Origin of the sequence: Vibrio sp. 10N.261.51.F12 (assembly GCF_041471725.1) — a bacterium.
Classification (GTDB): domain Bacteria; phylum Pseudomonadota; class Gammaproteobacteria; order Enterobacterales; family Vibrionaceae; genus Vibrio.
The window spans coordinates 115,941-141,883 of the sequence record NZ_JBFROV010000019.1; the positions used below are offsets into that span (position 1 = coordinate 115,941).

A 25,943-nucleotide genomic window follows, 5' to 3' on the forward strand; every position below is an offset into this window, starting at 1 on the left:
CGCTGGGGGCGTTTTATTTTCCGTTAAATTAGGCTTTGCTGATTAATCTAAGAATCGCTTTGTTGATGCCGATGAGGTCACTGACTGATGATGCACTGTTAACCGCTTCGATAAGTGATTCTTTGCTGCAACAAGGAATAATATCAATATTCTTAACTTTACCGACCAGGGTACTCTTCATCAATTGGAACGTTTTCTCTTCAAACATAATAATCAATTTGCCTTTGACGTTGTAAGTATCAGGGCTGGATGGCTTAAGCCTAACTGAGTTATATGACAGTTAATTGACCACCAGCTGGGGGGTATTTTTATAGTTTATAAGTAAATTTATTTTTACGCCGAGCATAGTAGTCGTTTGGTAAATTTGAATCAAATGGAAAGATATTATAGATAACAGCAGATCATATTTCTTGTTGATTATTGTACACAAAAATTAATTATTCTGTTTAAAAAACAGATAATTGGGATAAATTGAATGACAAAAAAATTAACGTTACAAATTGCAAAAAGGAGAGATAAATTAGACGAGAGAAGTTATAAAACGTGACACATAACGATTAATGCGAATCATTGGCATTTTGGTGGCAATATTGCCCACAACGGTCAGCGACCGTTATGGGCATATTAGTGTATTAGTCAGGCGATAGCCAAAAAACGGCATCTTTGACTTTATCGCTACGAGGGGTGCCCTTTGCTAAGATAGTAAACTGAGTATCTTCTCTCAGGCCAGAAAAAGCACGAATCTCAGTGACGGAATTGCTTCTATCAAGCAGTAGGTAATCGTAGTCAGGATCAATGCCGTCCAGGATATCTTGTGCACGCTCCGCACTGACTCGCGGTACCGACCAATCATGGTAAAGGAAAAATATAGACGTCATCGTCTCCGAGAATCGCAAGCTTGCAATACGTTCACGTTTTTCTTTTGGAATTTGTTCCACAAAAGCCTTTAAATCCGGTTTCATATCTTTTGCGATATCAATCGCTGGAAATAAGTAGGTAAAGGCGCTAGAAAAGAACAAAGCCGTAATAATCGCTAGCTTACTCCACTGCGGCCAAGGCTTGCGCTCCACCGTTACCATGAGTCCAATCGCGATAAGTGGTACTAGGGCAATCCAGTGCCAAGATGTTAGCCATACCATTAATGCGTCAGGAATTTTATGCGCGGGGAGAAGCCCAGCCCACAATGGAACCACCGCAAAAGCAATCAGTACGAACGACATCAGTGCGAGCCAACCTCGTCGATACCAGTCAAGCCACTTTCCAGCAAACGTTTGAAGCGCATCCGCGATCATTAGTGCAAATAATGGCATGAGTGGTGCCAAATACATTGAACGCTTGGTGACAGAATAAGATAGGACAAAGATGGCTAAGGCAAACCAGAATATTAAAAAGCCATCTATCCAATTTAATTGCTTGGGTTGACGTAGTTTGTAGAAAAATCCGCCAAGCCAAAGAACCAGTAATGGGGTCCATGGCGCACCATATTCCATCACGCCTTTGACGTAATAAAAAGGTTTACCAGCGTTGTTATGACCCAGAGTGTCGGTCGCTTTGCCTGTTAATCGACCTACTTGGTTATCCCAAAACCATGCTTTCCAAAGCTCAGGAGAGGCTGTTTTGTAAAATGGATAGATCCAACTCGCTGCGACTAGGCACATGACGGCAATGCCGCCAATATGCATCAATACAAAGCGGCTCATAGAGGCCGCTTCATCAGGGAACTGCTTTCGTAGCGTGAGCGCACGAAGGACCAAAGGAACCCAAGCCAAACCAATACATAAAACGATGGCAACAGGCCCTTTACTTAAAAAGGCTAAGCCTGTAAACGCACCAGCAATGATCAAATAACCCAGCTTTTGACGCAGGTATGCTTCAGAGAATGCCCAAATGGCCGCAATGGTGGTGAACATGAGTGCGGCATCAACTCGAAGCCAATGGAAATTGAGAATAAAGCCTTCTAACGTTCCAAGTACGGCCAGCGCCGTCCAAGCAAAGTTTTCGCCTTTAAACAAAAAGGCAATTCGATAGGTAGCCGCAAGGGAGCCTAAACACAATAATGCAAGCGCTAAGCGTCCCGCCATAATGGCGTCGAGCCCCGTGACTTGCATGAGCAGTGTCGACATGACGAAGAAAACCGGAGGTTTTTCCACAAATGCGATGTCGGCGAAGCGAGGAATGATGTAATCACCGGTTAAGTGCATACTGTGAATAATTGCTGCGACACGTGGTTCGTCTGGCGTCCAGACATCGTGGTCAAATAAACCACTAAAAACAACAGCAACAATGGCAAGCAACAAAAATACTTTCCAATGTGTATCATTGGTTTGTTGACTTGAGTTTGTTATCGACACTTTTTCTTCTCCTTCAAAGTGACCAATAGGAAAGCGACCACTTTAAATTGTTAACAATTTAAAGATAAAAGGGGGGCTGATTCTAATGGGCTAATTTTTCTACAGCAATTGTTAATTACTGAATATCCGTAAAAAATTTTGTTTCTGACGTCAGCTTGACAGAACTATATCTTAACATTCAAATCAATAATGTCTTCAATTTGTAACGATAGATATTGATATGTTTGTGCCTAAATCAATATAAGCGGCGATATTGATATAATAAATGAATCTAGAGAATCCGTTGCATTAAAGTGTGATATGGATCTACTATGTATTCGAAGGTGATGGGGTTCCACCTACTTAACCGCCAATCTGGCTAATGACTCCTACAGTTTTAGAGAACAGGTGTATCTGTTGGAACAGTCTATGTTATAGGCTGCGAACTGTAGTGATAGTTTACTCTTTCGAGAGTGGTTATGTTAGTTCCGCCCTACACCTGTTTTCCTTATTTAGGAAAACGACATGCAATATGCTCAAGAAATCCATTCAATGTGCCCTATCCAAAAGGGTGATCTCCATGCGTCAGCCCCTATCCCTGTAGAAGGGCGCTGGATCAATCCAAAAGAAGTCATTGCGATCTCAGGCCTAAGTCATGGTGTAGGAACGTGTGCTCCGCAACAAGGCGCTGCCAAACTCACACTCAACGTCAAAGAAGGCATCGTTCAAGAAGTCCTTATTGAAACAATAGGCTGCTCAGGCATGACACACTCAGCCGCGATGGCGTCTGAAATTCTTACCGGAAAAACCATTCTAGAAGCGATGAATACCGATCTTGTCTGTGATGCGATTAATGTAGCAATGCGGGAAATATTCCTACAATTTGCCTATGGTCGTACACAATCGGCCTTTTCATTGGATGGTTTAGAGGTTGGTGCAGCACTTGAAGATTTAGGAAAAACTCAACGTAGTCAGGTCGGTACCAGTTATTCCACACTAGCGAAAGGTCCTCGATATATGGAAGTGGCTGAAGGGTATGTCACTTTGCTAGCGCTAGATGAAGATGGGGAGATTATTGGTTATGAATATCTCAATCTTGGCAAGATGATGGCGGAAATCAATAAAGGTACCTCAGCGGATGAAGCGCTGGTATTAGCAAAAGGTACCTACGGCCGCTTCGATGAAGCTGTTAAAACCGTTAATCCACGTCAAGACTAAGCTGAGGGCCACATTATGAATACCATCAAACAAACACTGCTCAATGAAATGAATTTTACCTCTATTGAAGAGGCGTATGACTATTGCTTAGAGATGAATATCGATCCAAAAGCACTGGTTCTTGATACACAGCCTATCGCTTTCGATAATGCATGTGATGCGTACACCCTTGGTACCGCATTAGCGTTGCACCGTCGACCGGATAGTGCGGCTACCGCAGCTAATATTATCGGGGAAGGTCTACAAGCTTTTTGCAAACCGGGCAGTGTTGCGGAACAGCGCCAAGTTGGGATCGGTCACGGTGCACTGGCCGCTCGTTTATTAAGTGATGATACCCAGTGTTTTGCTTTCCTTGCTGGCCATGAGTCATTTGCCGCTGCGGAAGGGGCAATAAAAATTGCATTAAATGCGAATAAATCACGTAAAACGCCGCTAAGAGTCATTTTGAATGGCCTTGGTAAGGACGCCGCTTATCTGATTTCTCGTATCAACGGTTTTACGTATATCCGTACTCAATTTGATTACGCAACAGGTGAATTAAATGAGGTAAGTCGCAAACGTTTTTCAAAAGGAGAGCGCGGCGAGATCTTGTGTTATGGCGCCGATGATGTACGAGAAGGCGTTGCGATTATGCATGCCGCTCAAGTCGACGTGAGCATAACGGGTAATTCGACCAACCCGACTCGCTTCCAACATCCAGTTGCGGGGATTTACAAATCAGAAAGATTAATACAAGGTAAGTCCTATTTTTCAGTGGCTTCTGGTGGTGGTACAGGGCGAACTCTTCACCCTGATAACGTCGCAGCAGGCCCGGCAAGTTACGGTATGACCGATACGATGGGTAGAATGCATGCTGATGCACAGTTTGCGGGTAGTTCATCGGTTCCTGCTCATGTTGCCATGATGGGCTTTATTGGAATGGGAAATAATCCGATGGTTGGTGCATCCGTAGCGCTTGCAGTCGAAGTCGACATGCGACTCAATCGTTAGCACTTAGCACTTAGCACTTAGCACGTTAACACAAGGGTCATTGCAAGATGATTGTTCGATTACTTCAATAATAAGAAAGTCATGTCGTTGCTTGACCGTTCAGGTTACTGAACGGTCTTTTTTATCGATGTTTATAACTCGATAACATTGGACTCATTTTCATTAATCAATCGATTGACAAATTGTTCTACAGGGATGGGACGATCGTAGTAGTACCCTTGTCCAATTTGGCAACCAAATTGGGCTAATTTTCGAGCTTGCTCGCGAGTTTCAATTCCCTCTGCAACTACCAGTAAGTCTAAGTTATTTGCCATCGCAATCATCGCTTGCACTAATTGTTGATCTTTGACATCGGTGGTGATGTCTCTAACAAAAGACTGGTCGATTTTAATGCCATCAACGGTGAAACGTCGTAAATAACTGAGTGAAGAATAGCCGGTGCCAAAATCATCGAGCCAGACTTCGATTCCACTTTCCCTGATTGCCTTTAATGTGCGCTCCGCTTCATCTTCATCTTGAAGCAACAAGCTTTCCGTGATCTCCATTCGAATCGTTCTCGCCGGAACTTGGTATTTTTCCATATAAAAAGCGAACATTTCGACGAGGTTTTGTCGGTACAATTGTTTCGAAGAAATGTTAATCGAGGCGTGAAAGTCGCTGTCGAAATAAGGCATCCATTGCTGGATTTGGAAGCAAAGGTTTTCGATTAGCCATTGACCCAATGGAAGGATCATGGCGGTCTCTTCCGCGATTGAGATAAAGTCCGCCGGTGAGATTAAACCGATCGTTGGATGACGCCAGCGAACCAGAGCCTCTGCACCGATGGTTCGTCCGGTTTTTAGGCAAACAAGAGGCTGAAACCATAATTCAAATTGTTTTAAGTCCGAAAGGGAACGCCTTAACTCACGTTCCATGTTTGCTCGATGAACGACGGATTTGAACATTTTAGGAGTAAACAGTTTATGTGTGTTTTTGCCATCAGACTTGGCTCGATACATGGCAATATCAGCGTGTTTAATTAGCTCGTCAGCGGATTTGCCATTGTATGGATAGCGCGCAACGCCAATACTGCCTCCGACCACTAGCTCTTCATTTTCCATCAGTATTGGAGAGCGTACTGCAACGAAAATTTGCTTAACGACAGAGTCGACATCCTGAATGGATTTAAGGTGGGGGATTAACATCAGGAATTCGTCGCCGCCGATTCGGGAGATCATTGTCAGCGGGTGGTTATTAGTGATGTCTCTAGCACAGAGTGTCAGCTTTTCCGCCAATCGTATCAGCAGGAAGTCGCCACTGTCATGGCCGTAGTTATCATTGACGACCTTAAACTCATCGAGATCCAAAAAAAGCACAGAGAACGATGTCGCGGGATAAGACTTTATCGTACTTTGTAGGTGTTGAATGAACTGTGTTTTGTTTGGTAATTCAGTTAGAGCGTCATGATAAGCGAGATGGGTGATCTTTTGAGTTCGTTGCTCAAGTTTTGCTGCCATGGCTCGAATCGCGCTACTTAACTCTCCAATTTCATCAGTGCGCTTACTCGTGTCGTCATGGTCATTTAGGTCAAAATCACCTCGGCCAATGGCATTGGTCCTAAGTGTGAGATTGGTAATTGGACGGCTTAATCGTCTTGATATAAATGTGGCAATAACCGCTGAAAACAAGAGTAACGCTACGGACATAATGAATAGTGACAAATACAGCTTCTGTTCGATTTGCGAATTGACGGCTGCTACGATCTTGTCCGCAGCGTCAACATGATCTTGGACGTTATCAGTGGACATAATCAGATAAAGGGCTGCTGCCACTTTGTCGTTGATTATAATGGGCTGAATGACCGTCACTTGTTGGTCAGTAATCTGTTGAACGGTTTTGGCATCCGAAAATACTTTGACTAGCGCTGGCAGCGATGAGCTAGGAAGTGATACTTCATCATTTTGTACAATGAACTCATAATTCTGGTCCAGTAAGGAGACATTGATGACCTCTGGGTAGTCCTTTATGGGTTGAAGTAACTGTGTCGTGATAGCGACGTTATGTTCATTCAACGGGTTGACTAAAACGGATGCTAAATAGCCCGATACCTGGGTCGCTCTTCGTACAACGGTTTTTATGCTGGCTTGCGTATGTTGAGCGGATAGCTCAGCCCGTAAATAATCAGATTGAGTTGAGGATAACCACAAATGTACGGCGATGCTCGCCGAGATCAGCGTGGTGGCAAGCAGAAAGGTTGCAAGTGTGTATTGACCTTGAAGGCGAAGCCGAAGTTTCATCAATTCGCGACCCTTGAACCTAGATGATAGGATGATGTTGGTGACACAAAAATTGAGGGTTCATGATGCATATTATTGGTAACACAGCAGAAACGTATACACGGGTTACCCGAATATTGTTGGCTATGGTCAAGGGGCTTATTGGTTTTATGCACCGACATTCCTTTATATATCAAACTCTATTTATATTAGTTGATTTTATCGCAGTATCGAAAAAATCCAGTATGGATTTGTAGAGTGCTAGACCCATTTCATTCATTCTTTAAGTGAAGTTTTGTTGATTGATGTATAAACAAGTATGTTATCTAACCGGTTGAATATAAAAGCATTCCGATTTAGAGTAAATGCGTATAATTTCAACAGTATTTCACTGGGTATTGTAGAAAGGGTGTAGTTGTATCATTTGTGGTAATTGGTTTTCAAGATGATATAACTTTAATTTATTGGAGTAAGTTATAAGATTGTGACCTTAGTTCTAAAGTCATTGTTACGGTTATTCTTCTTTGAACGTTAAAATGACGTTGATGTTGAGTCCTTTTCTAACGAGAGCATTGTGAAAAAGAAATTATTGATTGGAATTGTCTGTCTACTATTACTCGCTGGTGGCGGGTGTGCTGCGTATTTTTTGGGTTATTTTGATGATGGTGATGATCAGACCACGCCAGATAAACCAATGAAGGAACCGCATCAAGAAGAAATGCTGGACAACGACAAAAAAGGTATCGTTCCAACACCGGATATGCCAGCTTTAGTGGATAGTGACGTTCAACCCGGTCACTACTTTGTCTCTGAGCTCTCTGTCGCCATTATGCTTCAACCCGATGATGATGCCCTGAAAGATGGCACCGCATTTTATGGTGAAGAGCTTCGAGTCATGGAACATGCCCAAGAATGGATCCGTATTGCACCTATTTATCAACTCGAAGAAGATCAAAAAGAAGTCTCACAATGGGTAAAAATAGAGGGTTTATCAACGGAGCCCGTTGTCTTAACGGGACCTCGATGGCAAGCAATACTGTCCGATACAATCGCGAATAGTGACGATTATAATCGTTATCAAGAGCGGTTTTTTAGCGCTACGACATCATTGATTGAAAATAAACGGTGTCGTTTATCTGATTTTATCGAAGTCGATGGTTGGATCAAATCTATCAATCATCCTAACAATGTTTATTTTAGCTATTGTGGTGGGCTCGATGTCGCGAACAAGGTGTACTTGAACGTTTCAACGGGTGAGATCTTTTGAGCATCTTAAAGTATTACGTTGGTTTGAATGATACATACAACGTCATGTTGTGATGAAATCTTAAAACCAACGACTGAATGGGCCAGTAAACCTGTTATATCTGTGGGTTGCGTAGCGAGATAATCTGACGATTAGCGAGAGCCAGTTCAGTTTCAATGCCTTTAAAATATTGATTATAAAGATCATCAAACTTGCCGTTGTGCGTTATTGTCTTAAGCGCATGTCCGACTCGCTCTGCGAGTTCTGGTTTTTGAGCATTGACGTAGAACACCAGTGGAAACGGGTAATGAATCATAAGATCCTCGACCATCGAAATATCATGCTGATCTTGTATCCGTTGTCGGTAAATATCTAATGCTTCGTTTGCACCAAAACAAACGAAATCGAATTCGTTATCGGCTAATAAGTCGAATATGGTTTCAAAATCACCTTCCTCAATCACATTGAATCCATTGTGACGAAATAAATCCGCATCAGCCCACGTTTTTGGTACTCCTACACGTTTATCTCTTATGGCATCAGGCGAATGAAATTGTGCTCGTTCGGCAGTGCGAATAAACAGGATTCGCTGACCTAATAGCTCTTTAACTAATGAATGGTTAATCTCAATGAATGCGCTATCGTCAAATTTTTTATTGCCTTTCACCGTCACTAAAATGTCAGTGCCATTATCAAAAACACGTCCTTCATCTTCGGCCTTTGGGTAGTCTTGCCGGTCATCGATAATGGTGATTCTTCTGCCAGAAGCGTCATCCATCGTCGATGCAATTAATTGCAATAATTCCAGCTCATATTGTTGCCTAGGTGAGGATTTATTTCCGTTCCAAAATTTAATAACCATAGCGCGAGCTCCTGTAAGCGCGTTCAAAATAAAGTGCGTTAACCTATGTAGACTAATCAAATGTATTGATTTTGACATAGGTATTCTTCACATGTTCATGATTTTTATAGATAAATGTTAATGTATAAATTGTGGTGTGAGTAGTGGTAGTGATGTTAATTATAAAGCGCTTTCTTAAAAGATAAGGTGATCACAGTTTCATAAATTACATTGTGATGCCAGTTGCTGAACTTAACTAATTGAAAATAAAGATATTATTTTAGGCATCTAATTTGTTGCTTATCGATTTTTTACGTTAACTTGCTGATTTTAAATGAATTAAGTAAATGTGATCACGTCGATATTTCTTTGTGCTGGTTTTGCTATCGAGAGTGCGAGTACATAGTATCCTTTAAGAAAGCGCTTTCTTTTTTGTTAACCCCCCTATGACAACACGATTGGAACGGCGCTTATTCACTCTTATAGAAAAGGATTTAGTGATGCATAAAAGAACACTCATCGCCTCAGTATTATGTGGAGCAATAATGACTGCAGGCGCACAGGCTGCAGAAATCAAGCAAGGCGGTACACTGACAGTGCCGATTATCAATACGGGGTTTGTTGACAACTTTAATCCATATACAACAAAAGATTTATATCATGGCGTGATGTTTGAGCCTTTGATGGTTTTCAACAATATGACAGGAGAAACAAACTGGAGACTAGCGGAGTCAGCCGATTACACTGATGACTTAAAAACGATAACGGTTAAGTTGCGAGAAGGGCTTAAATGGTCGGATGGCAGCCCTTTGACTGCAGAAGATGTCGCCTTTAGCTTTAACATGACTAAAACCGCGCCCGCTTTTGACCAAAAGGGTATTTGGTCTGGCGGTAATCTCACTGCTGTGAATGTTATCGATGAACGCACCGTTACGTTTGAGTTGAAAGAAGCCGATTCAACCTTTGTTTGGAATTTTCCCGCGTATCACATTGTCCCGAGCAAAGTATGGAGTAAAGCGAAGGATCTGACGACATTTACTAACCCGAACCCTATTGGTAGCGGACCAATGACAACGGTTAAGTATGTGAAGCCACAGCAGGTTGAATTGTGCCGTAACCCAAACTATTACCTGGAAAATCTACCTCATCTAGACTGTATTACTTATCGCTCGTATAACGACAATTCTCAAATACAGCCCGCTCTTATTAAAGGAGAGATTGACTGGGGTTCAAATTTCATCGCGGATGTAGAATCGACATTTGTTGACCAGGACCCTAGCAACCATCATTTTTGGTATCCGGCAAACGATGCCATCCACCTCTATGTAAACACCAAAGAAGAACCGTTTGATGATTTAAAAGTTCGCCAAGCGCTATCTATGGCCCTCGATCGTGACGCAATTGTGGACATTGCCGCCTACGGTTACCCAACCGCAAACTTTAATGTTGGCGGTATTGGTGAGTTATACCTGAACAGTATCGATAAGTCGGTTAATGCAAAATTTGCTGAACTGACTCGTTATGATGAAGACAAGGCTAAGCAACTGCTCGATGAAGCGGGGATTATAGACCGAAATGGCGATGGATTCCGAGATGACAAATCCGGTAATACCGTTGAGTTTGATATAGAAGTGGTTAACGGCTGGACCGACTGGATCCAAGTGGTTCAGATGGTGTCAGAATACTATGAAGAAGTCGGGATTAAAGCCAATGTAAAAACGGTTGACTGGGCGGTTTACGATAGCAATCTAAAAGACAGTAACTACAAAATGTCGATTAACTGGTCGATGGTCGCGACGAACCCTATTTTAGCTTACCAAGAGTATTTTTCTACGTCGCGTATCGGCAAAACATGGCATGCAGGCCACGGTGTTAACAGTGCGGAAATTGATCAGCTTATCGAAAGCTTCGGTAAAACGGGCGATGTTGCTAAACAACAAGCCATCATTTCTGAACTACAAGAATTCACTGCCGAGAATCTACCGTTTATCCCACTGTTTTCCAATCCAACTTGGTTCCAGTACAACTCAAGCAAAATCGTTGGTTGGCCGAGCCAACAAAATCCGTACATCCAACCCGTATGGTATGACGGCGGTAAGCGCGTAATTATTCTTAATAATTTACATCTTAAATAACGTATGTCTTTGGGGTTATCCAGTGGATAGCCCCAAAGCAACAAGGTATTGCTATGTCGTTTTTAGCTCGCCGTTTTGGCTTTTATTTTACTGCGTTTATTATCGCTATCTCGTTTAACTTTATGTTACCGAGATTGATGCCGGGTGATCCGGTTGATGCGTTGTTTGCCGCAGCTCAGGGTCGAATGGACCCTTCTCAAATGGACGCGGTACGAGAAATGTATGGCTTCGTCGATGGCAACATCTTCGTCCAGTATTTGTCTTATATCAAAAGTGTTTTTACATTAGATCTAGGCCCGTCGGTTCTTATGTTTCCAGTCAGTGTTTCTGACGTGATTGCGATGGCGCTACCATGGACAATGTTCTTGGCATTAGGCTCACTCATTGTCGCGTTGATCATCGGGGTGAGTATTGGTACGTATGCGTCGTACCGACGTGAAGGATTCTTCGGGCAGTTTGTCCCGCCAGTTCTTGCTTTCATTAGTAACTTCCCTTATATCGTTACCGCACTGCTGCTGTTCTACTTCTTTGGCTTGAAGCTAGAATTGTTACCACTCGCTTATACCTATGACCCTTCTTTAGAGCCTGCTTTAACGTGGGAGTTTATTTCAAGTGTTGCCAAACACGCGATATTACCTGTTGGTTCGATGGTGATTGTTGGGATCTCTACTTGGGTGTTCAACATGCGTAACGCCATGATTAACGTATTGGGTGAGGACTACGTCACGATGGCCGAAGCCAAAGGCTTAAGTAGCTTTCGAGTGATGTATCGATATGCAGGACGTAATGCCATTTTACCGGTTGCGACGGCTATTGCGATGGCAATTGGTTTCTCGTTCGCAGGCTCAATCATGACCGAGGTAGTTTTTAACTATCAAGGACTTGGCAATATATTACTGAAAGGCATCATTGCTCGCGACTACCCATTGATTCAAGCCATTCTTCTGATTCTTGTCACCGCCGTGTTGACGGCAAACTTCATCGCCGACCTACTGTATGTTTGGCTTGACCCACGTATTTCAAATTAGGGTGCATTATGGACAAGTTAATTGCTGCTCATAAATACACAAACGAACCGAGTTTAGCGACTCGAGAACCGAAATTTTCATGGAAAAAAATAAAAGGTACGCTCCATAAAGTGTATTCATTCTTCTATGGTAACCCACCCGCTATCATTGGTGGTTTCTTGCTGACTATCGTTCTGGCAGGCGCCATCTTTGCTCCGGTACTCGCGTCTCATGACCCACAAAAGCGAGTAGCACGACCGCATATGGCGCCTAGTGCTGAACATGTTCTCGGTTCGACTCGCAGTGGACGTGATGTCTATAGCCAAGTACTGCACGGTGCAAGAAAAACACTGACTGTTGCCTTAACGGCTGGCGTCATTGCTATGACTATTGCTGTGTTGGTTGGTGTGTCGTCGGGCTACTTTGGTGGACGAATTGATGACCGATTAAACTTTCTAACCAATGTGTTTTTGGTTTTTCCTCAGCTCCCGTTATTGATAGTGCTTGCCGCGTTCTTAGGGCAAGTCGGGTCATTGGTTATTACTGTACTACTGGGGATAACCTCCTGGCCCTGGGGAGCAAGGGTCATCAGGGCGCAAACCATGGCCATTCGAAATAAAGAATTCATCATTTCCGCAGAAGTGATGGGAGAGTCAAAGATTCGAATTATTCTGGTCGAAATTTTACCTAACCTTATTTCGATTGTGTTTGGTGGCTTCTTAGGGACCGTTATTTATGCCATGGGTGCCGAGGCAGGCTTAGGTATTCTTGGTCTCGGTGATGCGACGGAAGTCAGTTGGGGTTCTATGTTGTATTGGGCACAGACGTCTTCATCGCTTTATACCGGCGCGTGGTGGGAAATGTTAGTTCCTGCAATGGCACTGGCAATAACTGGTGGTGCGTTAGCATTAATCAATATGTCTATTGATCAGGTAAGCAACCCGAAACTTCGTACTGGTCCGCACATGAAACTGTGGCACAAACTTAAGAAAGAAGCAGATAAGCGTCGAGGCCTAAAATGAGTGCATTACTTGAAATTAACAATTTGTGCGTAGACTACGTTTCTCCAAATGGTATCGCTCGTGCAGTAAACAACGTAAGTCTAACGATTAAACCCGGTGAAACCGTTGGGATTGCTGGTGAGTCTGGTTGTGGAAAAAGTACGCTCGCTTTCGCTATCGCGAGATTACATAAAGCGCCTGCGCTTATTTCTGAAGGTGAGGTGCTGTATCAAGGACAAGATGTTCTGAAAATGTCCGACAGACAACTGAGAAAGTTCCGTTGGAATGATGTATCAGTCGTGTTCCAAAGTGCGATGAACTCACTAAACCCGGTGATTACCATTGGAGAGCAGCTGACGGACGTCATTCTGGCTCATAAGAACGTGAGTTATAAGCAGGCCCATGCGCGTGGTGCTGAGTTACTTGAAGTGGTGGGTATTCACGCTGATAGGATGAGTAGTTTTCCGCACCAACTGAGTGGGGGGATGCGTCAGCGGGTGGTTATTGCCATTGCACTTGCACTCGAGCCTAAGCTCATCATTATGGACGAACCGACAACGGCTCTCGATGTGGTGGTGGAACGAGAAATATTGAATGAACTGTACGATCTAAAGACAAAATTTGGTTTCTCAATTTTATTCATCAGCCATGATTTGAGCTTGATGGGCGAAATTGCTGATCGGATAGGGGTGATGTACGCCGGTAACTTGATAGAACTGGGTGACGCCGCTGACGTGTTTGGTGACCCGAAGCATCCTTATACTCAAGGGCTTATCGCTTCTTTCCCTACGATCCATGGCCCGAAAGAGCGTCTATATGGTATTCCCGGTAACCCTGTTAATTTATTGGATACGCCTGAAGGTTGTAATTTCCAGGATCGTTGTGATGGGTGCGTGGAAGTATGCAAACGCGAAGAGCCTAAATTAATGACAAACGCTGCTGACCGCCAGGTCGCTTGCCATCTTGTGTGAGGTAAAACAGATGCAAAGTAATGAAGTGATTCTTTCAGTTAATAACTTGGTTAAAGACTTTCCTTTAGGGCAGTCAGCGAAAAGCAAGGTGATGCGAGCGGTTAATGATGTCTCATTCGACCTAAAGAAAGGTGAAGCGCTGGCGATTGTCGGAGAGTCAGGTTCTGGAAAAAGCACGGGGGCTAGGATTTTAACTCGCATCTATGATGAGACTGCTGGCCAGATCAACTTTAAAGGGGTGCCACTTAAAACCTATATTGAACAAAATGGTGCGCTTGAGTATGCCCGCCAAGTACAGATGATCTTCCAAGACCCGTTTGGCAGCCTGAATCCGGTGCACACTATCTATCACCATATTGCGCGCCCTTTATTAATTCATAAACGTGCAGATAAAGCGGCCGTTCCTCAGCTTGTATACGATTTACTTGAGCTTGTCGGATTATCGCCGGTGAAAGAAACCGCGGAAAAATTTCCACATGAACTCAGCGGCGGTCAGCGTCAACGCGTTGCGATCGCGCGAGCTTTAGCCGTGGATCCCGAAGTTATTTTAGCGGACGAACCCATTTCAATGCTGGATGTATCGGTGAGGTTGGGCATCCTAAATTTAATGGCTGACTTGAAAGACAAGCACGGTATTTCTTTTATGTACATTACCCACGATATTGCTACAGCGCGTTACTTCGCTGAAAAGACCGCAGTGATGTATGTCGGGCATATGGTTGAATGGGGGGTGAGTGACAGTGTCACCCAGAATCCACAACATCCATATTCAAAGTTGTTGCTATCTGCTGTTCCAGAAGCTGGAAAAGCGGGACGTCGCGATCTCATGGTGAAAAAAGGGGATATCCCTTTGTGGAAGCCCGAGAGTGTGGGTTGTCCGTTCTATGCACGTTGTCCGAGCGCGAGCGCGCAATGTGAGACACAAATGCCAGAGCCGGTTCAAATTGCAGAAGAACACTTTGCTCGTTGCCACAATATTTAACTTCAAATTTTAGCGCACAAGAAAGCGCTTTCAAAAAAGTGATGAAAATTATGGAAAATACACAAATAGAAACCAACCCCAATGTAACGGGCAAGTTTGTAGATAAAGCAGGAGAGCGTTTCTACAAAATAAGCGACGTCGATCAAATGGCACCCTTTTTCATTAGTGTGGTATCGGCGAGTAATCACTGGTTTTTTATCTCATCAACAGGGGCGCTATCAGCAGGTAGAGTGCGACCTGAAAATGCATTGTTTCCTTATCGCTCAGTCGACCATATTCATGAAAGCGCACATAATACCGGTGCAAAAACATTAATTAAGGTTCATTCGAAGGACGGTAAAGTCGCACTATGGGAACCGTACAATGAGCATCACAACGGTGTGTATGATGTGCAGCGTAACCTTTATAAGAACTCGGTTGGTGACAGAATCGTATTTGAAGAGATCAACCATTCACTTGGGCTAGGGTACCAGTACAGCTGGAGCTGCGGTGAGCGATTTGGTTTTGTCCGAGAGACGGAAATCGTCAACTTGTCGGGTTCTGAGGTTGACGTCGAGGTCATGGATGGATTGCAAAACCTGTTACCTTCGGGTGCTCCATTGCAAGCATTACAAACGCGTAGTGCCCTTGTCGATGCCTATAAGTGGAATGAACGTGTCGATACATTGCCAATGGCAACCTACAGCATGTATGCCAAGCTCAGTGATAGAGCTGAACCTGCAGAGTCGCTACGAACAACGACCGTGTTTTCAGTATTTGATGGTGATGCGACGGTTTCTTTGAGCTCTTCAGATTTAGCTCGATTTAGAAAAGGCCAACCTTTAATTGCCGACGCATTGACGCGTGGAGAGCGGGGCGCTTATTTTAGTCACCACTGCATGACATTAGTACCAGGGGCGCAAGAATCGTGGTTAATGGTTGCTGATATCGATAAAACACACGCCGACGTGTTTGAACTCAAACAGATGATGCTCAGTGATAACCATCTCCCTCAGATGATCCGCGACGATGTAAAGAACAACCAGAATGAATTGGTGTCATTAATGGCGGGAGCGGATGCTTGGCAGCTAACATCAAGCGAAGAAACCAGCGTACACCACTATGCTAACGTATTGTTTAACAACATGCGCGGTGGCGTTTTTGTGTCGGGCTATACGTTGCAAGTTGATGATGTCATTTGCTCATTAAAAGCCATGAATCAGACGGTCTTTAATCGTAATCAAGCGTTCATTTCTTCACTCCAGGCTGGTTTAACTCATCCGAACCTCATTGCGGCGGCAAAAGAAACCGGGGATTCTCAACTGGTACGCATTTGTTACGAATACCTTCCGTTAACGTTTGGCCGTCGCCATGGCGATCCAAGTCGACCTTGGAATCATTTTGAGATAAAGGTTCGTGATGATGAGGGGGACCGCCTACTCGCTTATCAAGGTAACTGGCGTGATATCTTCCAGAACTGGGAAGCCATGGCACTGAGTTACCCTAACTATATTGGTTCTTTTATCGCTAAGTTTGTCAATGCATCGACGATTGACGGATATAACCCTTACCGCATTACTAAAGAAGGTGTGGACTGGGAGCTGCTGGAGCTCGACGATCCTTGGAGCAATATTGGTTATTGGGGTGATCATCAGATTATCTATTTGCTGAAGTTCTTAGAGCTTGCCGATAAACACCATCAGAATGACTTAGTTTCATGGCTAACAAGCGCCAATTATAGTTACGCCAATGTACCGTATGAGTTGTGTGGTGTAGAGGGGTTATTGGCTAATCCGAAAGATACGGTATCGTTTAATGAAAAGAAACAGAAAGCCACAGAAGATCTGAGCGCTGCGCTAGGCAGTGATGGCCGTTTGCTACTCGATAATGCCGGTGATGTTTACCATGTTAACTTATTAGAAAAGTTGTTGGTGCCACTACTGTCCAAATTAAGCAACTTTGTGGTTGATGGTGGTATTTGGTTGAATACGCAACGGCCTGAATGGAACGATGCCAATAACGCGATTGTCGGTAATGGATTGTCGATGGTCACGTTGTACTATATTCGCCGATATGTCACTTTCTTACGCAAGCTTGTATGTCGTGTCCCAATGAGTGTTGAGCTTTCCAATGAGGTATCAACATGGTTGTTAAACACGAATACACTGCTTAATGACATGGTGTCTATTGTTCGTAGCAATGATGTGACTCCAGAGCTTCGTAAGCAGATGTTGGTGAGTCTGGCAAATTGCGCAGACGGTTATCGTCAACGAGTGTACCAAGATGGGTTTAGTGGTAAATCAAACATCGATATCAGCAAGGTCAATGAGTTACTGGATGTAAGCATATCGCTGATCGATCAAACGATAATCAAGAACAAGCGTGAAGACGGATTGTATAACGCCTACAACATTTTAGATTTGTCTCAAGGCAACGCTGAAGTTGCAGAGCTGTATCCGATGTTAGAAGGCCAAGTTGCTATTTTGAGTTCAGGTATCTTGGATTCAAAACAAGTGATTAAACTGTTAGACAAACTTTTTGCTAGTGACATGTTCCGTGAAGATCAGCAAAGCTTCATGCTGTACCCGGATCGCGATTTGACAAGTTACCTTGAAAAAAACCAAGTTCCTCGTGCAATTATCGATCAAAGTGACCTGCTGAAACACATGCTATGCACTCAAGATAAGAGAGTAGTGGTTCAAGGAGCCGGTGATAATGTTCACTTCAATGCCGATTTTGATAACGTCGGGACGCTACAACAACGGCTGCTCGAACTTAAGTCTGCCTACCAAGGTTACACGGCAGAAGATTGGAATCAGGTTGCGGACATCTATGAATTAACATTTAACCATAAGTCATTTACAGGACGCTCTGGAACCATGTTTGGTTACGAAGGGTTGGGATGTATTTACTGGCATATGGTGTCTAAGTTATTACTCGCTGTACAAGAGAATTACCAGCACGCTTACTTAGAATCACCAGATAGTGAAGAAACTGCTCAGCTTGCACATTATTATTATCGTGTTCGTGAAGGCATTGGTTTCAACAAGACCCCTGAGGTTTACGGCGCGTTTCCTACAGACCCCTATTCACACACACCGAAGCAAGCAGGTGCTCAACAGCCGGGTATGACAGGGCAAGTTAAAGAGGAAATTATCACTCGGTTTGGTGAGCTCGGTGTAGAAATTACCGATGGCGAGATCCAGGTCGCGCCAACACTATTACAGCGTAGTGAGTTTATTGATCAGGCTAATACGTATCGATACTTTGATGTTGAGGGGGAACAGCAACAAATCCCGTTGCCGATTAACCGCTTAGCATTTACATATTGTCAGGTTCCGTTTGTGTATCACACGTCAACATCAACGGTCGTGACCATTGAAGTAGAGTTCCAGTCCGGTGAAAGAGAGACGTTGAAGTCAGCCACTATACCTGCGTCAATCAGTAATGAGATTTTCTCTCGAACTAACGTTGTGAAATCAGTAATAGTGAGTGTTCCAGAGCACGACTTATTCTGACATCTCGAATATAGGCGCCTATAAAAATCGAAATATAGAGATAAAAAGGTAAGATAAAACTGGGGTGAGCATCGAAATAATGGTGTTCACTTCTTAGTTTGCGACAGCCAAAACATCCAACATCAACGATGGGAAGTGATAATTGAGGGCATGTTAAGTCAACGTGGCGTTCTCTTTAAACCGAAAGCGCTGAGTCAAACGAAACAGTAAGCAATAAAAAAGCAGACACTCAGTGTCTGCTTTTTTGTAGGTCAGAGTATAACCTATAGTTGTTTATCTTTACTTAGCGATAAGAACCATAATGAAATGGCGGCAACCACGGCAAACCCTGATAAGATGATAACTGGCATGGCTGCATAGCCAAGTACGTGCCAAATGACCGACTCTAATGTACTCATTTAATGCTCCTTATTGCCAACCTTCAACGCCGTGCATGTCTGGTAGTTTGTGTGCGATACCTTTGTGACAATCGACACAGGTTTTCTCACCAGAAGCTAGGGCTGTTGAGTGTTGTTTTACACTACGTGGGCCTTGTTCTGAGAAATCCATAAACTCAAACTCATGACAGTTACGACACTCAAGAGAATCGTTGTTCTTTAAACGAGCCCATTCCCGTTCCGCTAAGTGCGCACGACGCGCCTGAAATTTCTCAGGTGTGTCGATAGTCTTCGTAACGTAGTGGGCAAATAACTCTTTTGATGCTTGCACTTTACGTACGATCTTATCGGTCCATTCATGAGGAACGTGACAATCTGAACAAATAGCACGAACACCAGAACGGTTGGAATAGTGAATAGTCTCTTGGATCTCAGCAACAATCGGGGCATGACAACCAGAACAGAATTCTTCCGTGTTGGTTGCTTCCATACCCGTATTGAATGCACCCCAAAAGAGTAAACCGCCAGCAAAACCCATAAACAAAACAACACCAGCGGCCGCTTTGCTAGGGGATTTCAAACGCATCCAAAACGCTTTTAAAAATTTCATAGATAGCCTCTCTTAACGCCTATGGCTATTTATCACGCAGTGAATCAACGCGTTCAAAATCATTAGCAACTAATGGTTGAGCATCAGCTTGTGGAACGTGACATTGTAAGCAGAAATAACGTCTAGGTGAGACATCTGCAAGTACAGCGTCTTCACGATTCATATAGTGAGTTACGCTGATTTTTGTCGCGCCCATTTCTTTTGCATTTTTCCAGCTGTGGCAAGCTAGACATTTGTTGGCATTGAGTGATACCTCGTAGCCACGAATCTGATGAGGAATCAGTGGTGGTTGGTATACAAAGTCACTTTCAATGACTTGGTCTCGTGGGTATTTCTTAAAGTCGTCGGCAGGACGAGTATCTTCGAGTTGGGATGCACCGCGAAGTGATTCTACACCACCGATACCACCAGGATTATTCAGTTCCGCTTGTGCAATGCCAGTAAGCAATGCGCCAACAGAAAGAACAGCGACTAACAGTTTTTTCATCTTATATTCTCCGCCATTTGGCTAATTTATTGATGGCTGCCGGTACATGCCGTACAGCCATTAAATTGTTACTCGTTGTTAATTATGCAACTTTAGTGATTTTTACCGGACATTTCTTGAAGTCTGTCTGTTTAGACAGAGGATCAGTAGCGTCTAGAATCAGCTTGTTGATCAAAATACGAGCGTCGAAGAATGGAACGAAAACCAATCCTTGAGGTGGGCGGTTACGGCCACGAGTTTCCACACGGACGCGAACTTCCCCTCGTTTGTTTGACATTACCACTTCATCACCACGACGAAGACCACGTGTTTTTGCATCTTCAGGGTGGATGTAGCAAACCGCGTCTGGAACTGCTTTGTACAGCTCAGGAACTCGGCGAGTCATGGTGCCTGTGTGCCAATGCTCTAAGACACGGCCTGTACATAACCAAAGGTCAAACTCTTCATTCGGAACCTCCGGTGGCGCTTCGTATGGGGCAGAAATGATCCATGCTTTGCCGTCAGGCTTACCATAGAAATCCCAACCCGATCCTTTTTTGGCATAAGGATCTGACCCCTCTTTATAGCGCCATAGTGTTTCTTTTCCGTCAACCACTGGCCAGCGAAGACCACGAACTTGATGATAAGTGTCATAAGGTGCCAAATCATGGCCATGACCACGTCCAAATGCGGCATATTCTTCGAATAGCCCTTTTTGCACGTAGTAACCAAAGTGATGAGCGTCGTCGTTCAGCTCACGCGCTTCTTCAATCGGGAATTTGTCTACTTGACCATTTTTAAATAGCATATCGTACATCGTCTTACCACGATACTCAGGCGCTTTTGCTAGTAGCTCTTCAGGCCAAACATCTTCCATCATGAAGCGTTTTGAAAACTCCATGACTTGCCAAAGATCAGATTTTGACTCTCCGACAGTACCAACTTGTTGGTACCAAGCTTGAGTACGACGTTCTGCGTTACCGTAAGCACCTTCTTTCTCAATCCACATAGCGGTAGGGAGAATAAGGTCACCAGCTTGTGCAGTAGCCGTTGGGTAAGGGTCTGAAACGATGATGAAGTTTTCTGGGTTGCGGTAACCAGGTAAACGTTCTTCATTAATGTTTGGACCCGCTTGCATGTTGTTATTACATTGTACCCAATAACAATTAAGTACGCCGTCGTTTAGCATGCGATCTTGCTGTACAGCGTGGAAGCCTGGTTTCGGTGGAATCGTACCTTCAGGTAGTTTCCATTCTTTTTCGGCGATCGCGCGATGTTTAGGGTTAGCAACAACCATATCTGCTGGCAGACGGTGTGCAAATGTACCCACTTCACGGGCGGTACCACACGCAGATGGTTGGCCTGTCAAAGAGAATGGGCTGTTACCTGGAGTGGCAATTTTACCTGTCAACAAGTGGATGTTGTAAACAAGGCCGTTCATCCAAACGCCGCGAGTATGTTGGTTCATACCCATTGTCCACAAGGACATGACCTTGATATTCGGATCTGCGTATTGCTTGGCGAGTTGGATTAATTTGTCTTCTGAAACACCTGAAATTTCAGACGCTTTTTCAACAGTATAAGGCGCAACAGACGCTTTATATTGTTCAAAGTTAATTGCACTCATCTTACCCGAGTTTGGATTCGCCGCTTCTTGTTGAAGAGGATTATCGTCTCGTAAACCGTAACCAATATCGGTGTCAGCTTGCTTGAAATTAGTGTGCTTATTAACGAAGTCCCAGTTAACTGCATCGTTTTGGATGATGTAGTTTGCAATGAAGTTTGCGATAGCTAGGTCAGATTGTGGCTCAAAAATGTAACCTTCGTCGGCAAGCTCAAATGAACGGTGGTAGTACGTAGAGAGTACATTCACTTTGACATGCGGATGGCTTAAACGACGGTCAGTGATGCGCGTCCATAGTACTGGGTGCATTTCTGCCATGTTCGAACCCCAAAGCACGAATGCATCAGCGTTCTCAAAATCGTCGTAACAACCCATTGGTTCGTCGATACCGAAAGCTCGCATGAAACCAACAACGGCAGAAGCCATACAGTGACGAGCGTTCGGGTCAATGTTGTTTGAACGGAAGCCTGCTTTCATCATTTTGGCGGCAGCGTAGCCTTCCATGACAGTCCACTGGCCTGAGCCAAACATACCGACACTGGTTGGTCCTTTCGCTTTCAATGAGGCTTTCCATTTCTCAGCCATGATATCAAAAGCATCATCCCAAGAAATTGGCGTAAACTCACCTTCTTTGTCGTACTTACCATCAGTCATTCGAAGGAGTGGTTGTTGCAGGCGGTCGTTACCGTACATTATTTTTGAAAGGAAGTAGCCCTTGATACAGTTTAGGCCTTTGTTTACTGGAGCCTCTGGGTCACCCTGTGTGGCCACAACCTTACCATTTTGAGTCCCAACTAAGACTGAACAGCCTGTACCGCAAAAGCGACAAGGGGCCTTGTCCCAGGTGATTTTCGTTTGATCTGAGCTAGCGATCAGGTTAGTCGCAGAAGCGGGTAGGGTTATACCTGCTACCGCGGCCGCTGATGCCGCTGCATTCGCTTTCACGAATGCTCGTCTTGTCATTTTCATACTTCACCCTCAAGTTGGGAATGGTTACTTCCAGTGTTAGTGTTTGAATCCTCTTCCAAGCCAGTCTCAATTTGGTGATAAACTAAAGCTGTGTTGAGGACATTTGGTAAGTTGTTAATAGCGTCAATGGTGTCAGTAACGTAACCTTGGTTCTCGGTTTCTAGGACAACGATAATCTTGCCGTCCTCACTGTCGCCATAAATTTCAGCGTTGTCGTATGATTCGATTTTCGCTTTCACTTCTGCAAGCGCGTCAGCCTTGCAATGCACTACTAAACTTGAAATGTGCACTTCATTTAGTGACATAAATAGTTTTTCTCATTGTTTTTATAAATTGCTCACAGAGATTGATGAAGCAGGGCAAGTAGACACGCACGCGCCACATCCATTGCATTCATCTAACTCGAGTTCTGGTAAAGCTACTCCACCAATTCGTAACTTAAAGCGGATTGCCATGGTTTCACATGCATCTCCACAGCTTCGGCATTCGACATTTTTATGCGCGAAACATGAATCATCGATGACTGCTTTGGCTTCCCACGGTAGAGTGTCCTTGCTATTAAATATAGGCTGTGGACAGATTTCTGCACATTTATAGCAAAAAGTACATTCGTCGATTGTGAAGTCGATACTTGGATAGCCGCCGTCGCCATTTTTAATAATTTTCGTTTCGCAGGCTTCAACACATTTTCCGCATCGCGTGCACAAGTCTGTAAAGCTTTGGAGATGTTTAATCCAAGGTAAACGCGCTTGTGTGGTGTCGATCTGTTTTCTTGTGAAAAAACGACGCTTTGAAATATCAACCATTCACACCACCAATAAAGACCGTTTTCTGACAGTATTTGTACTCTTAAAGAGTGTAAATCGATCTGTTAACAATCTTTAATTAATAAACATATAAATTGTAGTTTTTGACACATTTGTATAAATACCCCTTAGGGGTTAATTTTAGGCTATCATTGTTTTAGATCAATAAATTACAGGCTATAAATCGAGGCAGTGTGATCTACAATTTCGGTAGAATACGATAGTATGTAAACTTGTAGGCGAGATGAAGAAAACATGAGACGAGTGACCAAGTCGTTAACCGGGACTATCGCTAAGGCAATGATAGGTATTTTACTGCTTTCAGTGGTGACCACTAATTTTGCGATCCTGACGTTGGCGTCTAGTCTGAATGACGCAGAGGCGGTCAATGTCTCAGGTTCGATGAGGATGCAGAGTTATCGATTAGCCTATGATATTCAAGCCGACTCCACTCTGTATCACTTGCATGTACAACAGTTTGAAGCCTCGTTGTATTCGTCCTCTATGTTGGCATTACAAGCTTGGGATGTACCCGAACACATCACTCATGAGTACTATCAACTCATTTATCGCTGGCACGATTTGAAGAAAGTCTTGGATGGTGACGATAGGGCAGAATATCTTCTTTTAGTTGCTGATTTTGTGGACCGAATCGATCATTTTGTTTTGAACTTGCAAGAGCACTCTGAAAATAAACTGATTCGGCTAGCGTGGGCGGGTGGATTTGGACTTGGTGCGATTCTACTTGTCGCAATTTACGTTGTGTTGTTTGTTCGCAAGCAGGTTGTTCGTCCGCTTGGTCAACTCATATCCGCAAGTGAGCAAATTCAAAATCGATCTTTTGATGTCATGGTTGATATTCAATCGAACAATGAGTTAGGAATCTTATCGCGCGCCTTTCAAAACATGGCCACAGATTTGGGTAAATTGTACCGAGGTCTAGAGTTAGCCGTTAATGAAAAAACGCATAAACTACAACATGCGCATCAATCACTTCAAGTGTTATACAAGTCATCGCAAGAGCTAGCAGGGACTCGAATTTCCCATGAAAATTTTCGCGCCATATTAACGTATATATATAGCGTCGAGGGAGTGGTAGCTGTTGAGCTAAAAGTAGACGAAGTAGAAGGGCGTCCTTGGGTCGCGACGGAGGGTGAGTTCACAGACCAAGCTGTCCACACCAAACTCTTGTACTTAGATGGTGAAACCCTAGGTACGTTGCGCTATCAACCTGGGATCCCGTGCGCCGATGAAGACCTGATTGATAACTTTGTGATGATTTTGTCTCGTGCTGTTTATTATAACAAGGCACAACGGCAGAGTGAGCATATTCTTGTAATGGAAGAAAGGGCGACAATAGCTCGGGAGCTGCATGATTCATTGGCTCAATCGCTATCGTATTTAAAGATTCAGGTCACGTTATTGAATCGTTCTTTATCGAAGGAACTGACAGACGTTGAGCGCAGTCGCTCTCAGGTGGTTCTGAATGATATTCGAGCTGGATTAGACAGTGCTTATACACAGCTACGAGAACTACTGACAACGTTCCGGTTATCAATAAAAGAAGGGACGTTTGGAGAAGCGGTGTCGGAGATGTTACACCAACTTGGTCAGCGCACAGAGGCAGATATCAAGTTAGACAATCAATTGTCATCGCTTGAGTTGGGAGTGAACGAACAAGTTCACTTGCTCCAGTTGATTCGTGAGGCTGTGCTCAATGCCATAAAGCACGCACAAGCAGGAACGATCACGGTATCCTCGATTGAAGATGATAATGGCGTTGTTACTGTTAAAATAATTGATGATGGTGTAGGGTTCGACCAAAATACTGAAAAGCTAGACCATTATGGTATGAGCATTATGCAAGAGCGAGCAGCGCGGCTAAATGCACATTTAACGGTAACGGCAGAGCAAAATTCAGGATGTGAAGTGGTATTAATATTTCAAAGAAGTAAGGAGCCACAGAGTGAGCGAATGTAAGGTCTTGTTAGTTGATGATCACCCGTTGATGAGACGGGGTATTGGGCAGTTGTTAAGTTTTGAAGATGAGTTTGATGTCATTGCTGAAGCCAGTAATGGTGTCGATGCGGTTGCGTTGGCGAAAGAGCATGAACCTGATCTGATTCTTCTCGATTTAAATATGAAGGGAATGTCTGGATTAGATACCTTGAAAGCCCTACGTGAAGATGACTTTCAAGGACACATTGTGATCCTAACGGTATCAGATAGCCCCGCTGATATTGAATCACTCGTCAATGCTGGCGCTGATGGGTACATGCTTAAAGATACTGAGCCAGATGAGATGATTGAACGATTAAACGGGTTAGCTGTTGGGGCTAAGGCGTTCAGTCGTGTTATAGAAAAATATCTCGAAGAGAGAGGCAATACGGAAGATGTCTTTAGTTCTCTAACAGAACGTGAAACCCAGATCTTGCAAGAAGTGGCGAAAGGGTTCCGAAACAAGCAAATAGCCGATCGCTTGTTTATATCTGAATCCACAGTTAAAGTGCATATGAAAAGTTTACTCCGAAAGCTACAAGTACCGTCACGCACAGCAGCGACGATCTTGTATCTTGAGCGATATGGCGACCTAAAATAACACCTACCTTACCGACAGC

General features: G+C 43.8%; 21 protein-coding genes and 1 riboswitch. Of the genes, 11 read left to right on the forward strand and 10 right to left on the reverse strand.

Features of this window, described 5'->3' with window-relative positions; genetic code table 11:
• Positions 1 to 28: 28 nt before the first annotated feature.
• Positions 29 to 208: a hypothetical protein gene (locus AB4405_RS13165; RefSeq protein ID WP_102532524.1), complete on the reverse strand. Its 180-nt coding sequence runs from the start codon at positions 206 to 208 to the stop codon at positions 29 to 31.
• A gap of 424 nt (positions 209 to 632) precedes the next feature.
• Entirely contained in the window at positions 633 to 2,351 is a 1,719-nt protein-coding gene (locus tag AB4405_RS13170; RefSeq protein WP_372061218.1) for an ArnT family glycosyltransferase, read from the reverse strand.
• A gap of 313 nt (positions 2,352 to 2,664) precedes the next feature.
• A riboswitch (Fluoride riboswitch) is annotated at positions 2,665 to 2,729 on the forward strand.
• Positions 2,730 to 2,855: 126 nt separating this feature from the next.
• Here AB4405_RS13170 and AB4405_RS13175 point away from each other — a divergent pair.
• Together AB4405_RS13175 and AB4405_RS13180 are read left to right on the forward strand one after the other, a co-directional pair.
• A complete protein-coding gene (locus AB4405_RS13175) occupies positions 2,856 to 3,548 on the forward strand; it encodes an iron-sulfur cluster assembly scaffold protein (RefSeq protein WP_102532522.1) in 693 nt (230 codons plus the stop codon).
• A gap of 15 nt (positions 3,549 to 3,563) precedes the next feature.
• Entirely contained in the window at positions 3,564 to 4,538 is a 975-nt protein-coding gene (locus AB4405_RS13180; protein ID WP_372061219.1) for a GGGtGRT protein, read from the forward strand.
• A 131-nt stretch (positions 4,539 to 4,669) separates the two neighbouring features.
• Here AB4405_RS13180 and AB4405_RS13185 read toward each other — a convergent pair whose 3' ends face one another.
• Positions 4,670 to 6,814: an EAL domain-containing protein gene (locus AB4405_RS13185; RefSeq protein ID WP_372061220.1), complete on the reverse strand. Its 2,145-nt coding sequence runs from the start codon at positions 6,812 to 6,814 to the stop codon at positions 4,670 to 4,672.
• A 553-nt stretch (positions 6,815 to 7,367) separates the two neighbouring features.
• On the opposite strand from AB4405_RS13185, the gene AB4405_RS13190 reads away from it, so the two are divergent.
• Complete coding sequence (locus AB4405_RS13190) at positions 7,368 to 8,060, forward strand: hypothetical protein (protein WP_372061221.1); 693 nt, start codon at positions 7,368 to 7,370, stop codon at positions 8,058 to 8,060.
• A 94-nt stretch (positions 8,061 to 8,154) separates the two neighbouring features.
• On the opposite strand, the gene AB4405_RS13195 is transcribed toward AB4405_RS13190, so the two are convergent.
• Positions 8,155 to 8,901: an ABC transporter substrate-binding protein gene (locus tag AB4405_RS13195; protein ID WP_372061223.1), complete on the reverse strand. Its 747-nt coding sequence runs from the start codon at positions 8,899 to 8,901 to the stop codon at positions 8,155 to 8,157.
• Positions 8,902 to 9,380: 479 nt separating this feature from the next.
• Here AB4405_RS13195 and AB4405_RS13200 point away from each other — a divergent pair, with 479 nt between their 5' ends.
• Genes AB4405_RS13200 through AB4405_RS13225 form a run of 6 tightly spaced genes read left to right on the forward strand, consistent with a single transcriptional unit; the run spans position 9,381 to position 18,473 of the window.
• Positions 9,381 to 11,015, forward strand: coding sequence for an ABC transporter substrate-binding protein (locus AB4405_RS13200; RefSeq protein ID WP_102532367.1), 1,635 nt, complete (start codon positions 9,381 to 9,383; stop codon positions 11,013 to 11,015).
• A 53-nt stretch (positions 11,016 to 11,068) separates the two neighbouring features.
• The gene (locus AB4405_RS13205; protein WP_102532366.1) at positions 11,069 to 12,043 is read left to right on the forward strand and encodes an ABC transporter permease; all 975 of its coding nucleotides are present in this window, start codon (positions 11,069 to 11,071) and stop codon (positions 12,041 to 12,043) included.
• Between the two features lie 8 nt (positions 12,044 to 12,051).
• The gene (locus tag AB4405_RS13210) at positions 12,052 to 13,044 is read left to right on the forward strand and encodes an ABC transporter permease (protein ID WP_372061224.1); all 993 of its coding nucleotides are present in this window, start codon (positions 12,052 to 12,054) and stop codon (positions 13,042 to 13,044) included.
• Positions 13,041 to 13,994 carry an ABC transporter ATP-binding protein gene (locus AB4405_RS13215; protein ID WP_372061226.1) on the forward strand — a complete coding sequence of 318 codons (954 nt, stop codon included), beginning with the start codon at positions 13,041 to 13,043 and terminating at the stop codon, positions 13,992 to 13,994. Before AB4405_RS13210 ends, AB4405_RS13215 begins: the two co-directional genes overlap by 4 nt.
• 10 nt (positions 13,995 to 14,004) lie before the next feature.
• Complete coding sequence (locus AB4405_RS13220; RefSeq protein ID WP_372061228.1) at positions 14,005 to 14,976, forward strand: ABC transporter ATP-binding protein; 972 nt, start codon at positions 14,005 to 14,007, stop codon at positions 14,974 to 14,976.
• 50 nt (positions 14,977 to 15,026) lie between these two features.
• Complete coding sequence (locus AB4405_RS13225; protein WP_372061230.1) at positions 15,027 to 18,473, forward strand: hypothetical protein; 3,447 nt, start codon at positions 15,027 to 15,029, stop codon at positions 18,471 to 18,473.
• Positions 18,474 to 18,736: 263 nt separating this feature from the next.
• Here AB4405_RS13225 and AB4405_RS13230 read toward each other — a convergent pair whose 3' ends face one another.
• The 6 genes from AB4405_RS13230 to napF form a co-directional block, all read right to left on the reverse strand.
• Positions 18,737 to 18,871, reverse strand: a complete 135-nt coding sequence (locus AB4405_RS13230; protein WP_102471259.1) for a TIGR02808 family protein — start codon at positions 18,869 to 18,871, stop codon at positions 18,737 to 18,739.
• Between the two features lie 10 nt (positions 18,872 to 18,881).
• A complete protein-coding gene (locus tag AB4405_RS13235; protein WP_102471258.1) occupies positions 18,882 to 19,460 on the reverse strand; it encodes a NapC/NirT family cytochrome c in 579 nt (192 codons plus the stop codon).
• A 25-nt stretch (positions 19,461 to 19,485) separates the two neighbouring features.
• A complete protein-coding gene (locus AB4405_RS13240; RefSeq protein ID WP_102471257.1) occupies positions 19,486 to 19,947 on the reverse strand; it encodes a nitrate reductase cytochrome c-type subunit in 462 nt (153 codons plus the stop codon).
• 82 nt (positions 19,948 to 20,029) lie between these two features.
• The gene (napA, locus tag AB4405_RS13245) at positions 20,030 to 22,519 is read right to left on the reverse strand and encodes a periplasmic nitrate reductase subunit alpha (RefSeq protein ID WP_102471256.1); all 2,490 of its coding nucleotides are present in this window, start codon (positions 22,517 to 22,519) and stop codon (positions 20,030 to 20,032) included.
• Positions 22,516 to 22,824, reverse strand: coding sequence for a chaperone NapD (locus AB4405_RS13250; protein WP_102471255.1), 309 nt, complete (start codon positions 22,822 to 22,824; stop codon positions 22,516 to 22,518). The genes napA and AB4405_RS13250 overlap by 4 nt, the downstream gene beginning before the upstream one ends.
• A 21-nt stretch (positions 22,825 to 22,845) precedes the next feature.
• Positions 22,846 to 23,325: a ferredoxin-type protein NapF gene (gene napF / locus AB4405_RS13255; protein WP_372061233.1), complete on the reverse strand. Its 480-nt coding sequence runs from the start codon at positions 23,323 to 23,325 to the stop codon at positions 22,846 to 22,848.
• A 255-nt stretch (positions 23,326 to 23,580) separates the two neighbouring features.
• On the opposite strand from napF, the gene narQ reads away from it, so the two are divergent.
• Entirely contained in the window at positions 23,581 to 25,305 is a 1,725-nt protein-coding gene (gene narQ / locus AB4405_RS13260; RefSeq protein WP_372061235.1) for a nitrate/nitrite two-component system sensor histidine kinase NarQ, read from the forward strand.
• Complete coding sequence (locus tag AB4405_RS13265; protein WP_102471252.1) at positions 25,292 to 25,924, forward strand: response regulator; 633 nt, start codon at positions 25,292 to 25,294, stop codon at positions 25,922 to 25,924. Before narQ ends, AB4405_RS13265 begins: the two co-directional genes overlap by 14 nt.
• The last annotated feature ends 19 nt before the right edge of the window (positions 25,925 to 25,943 follow it).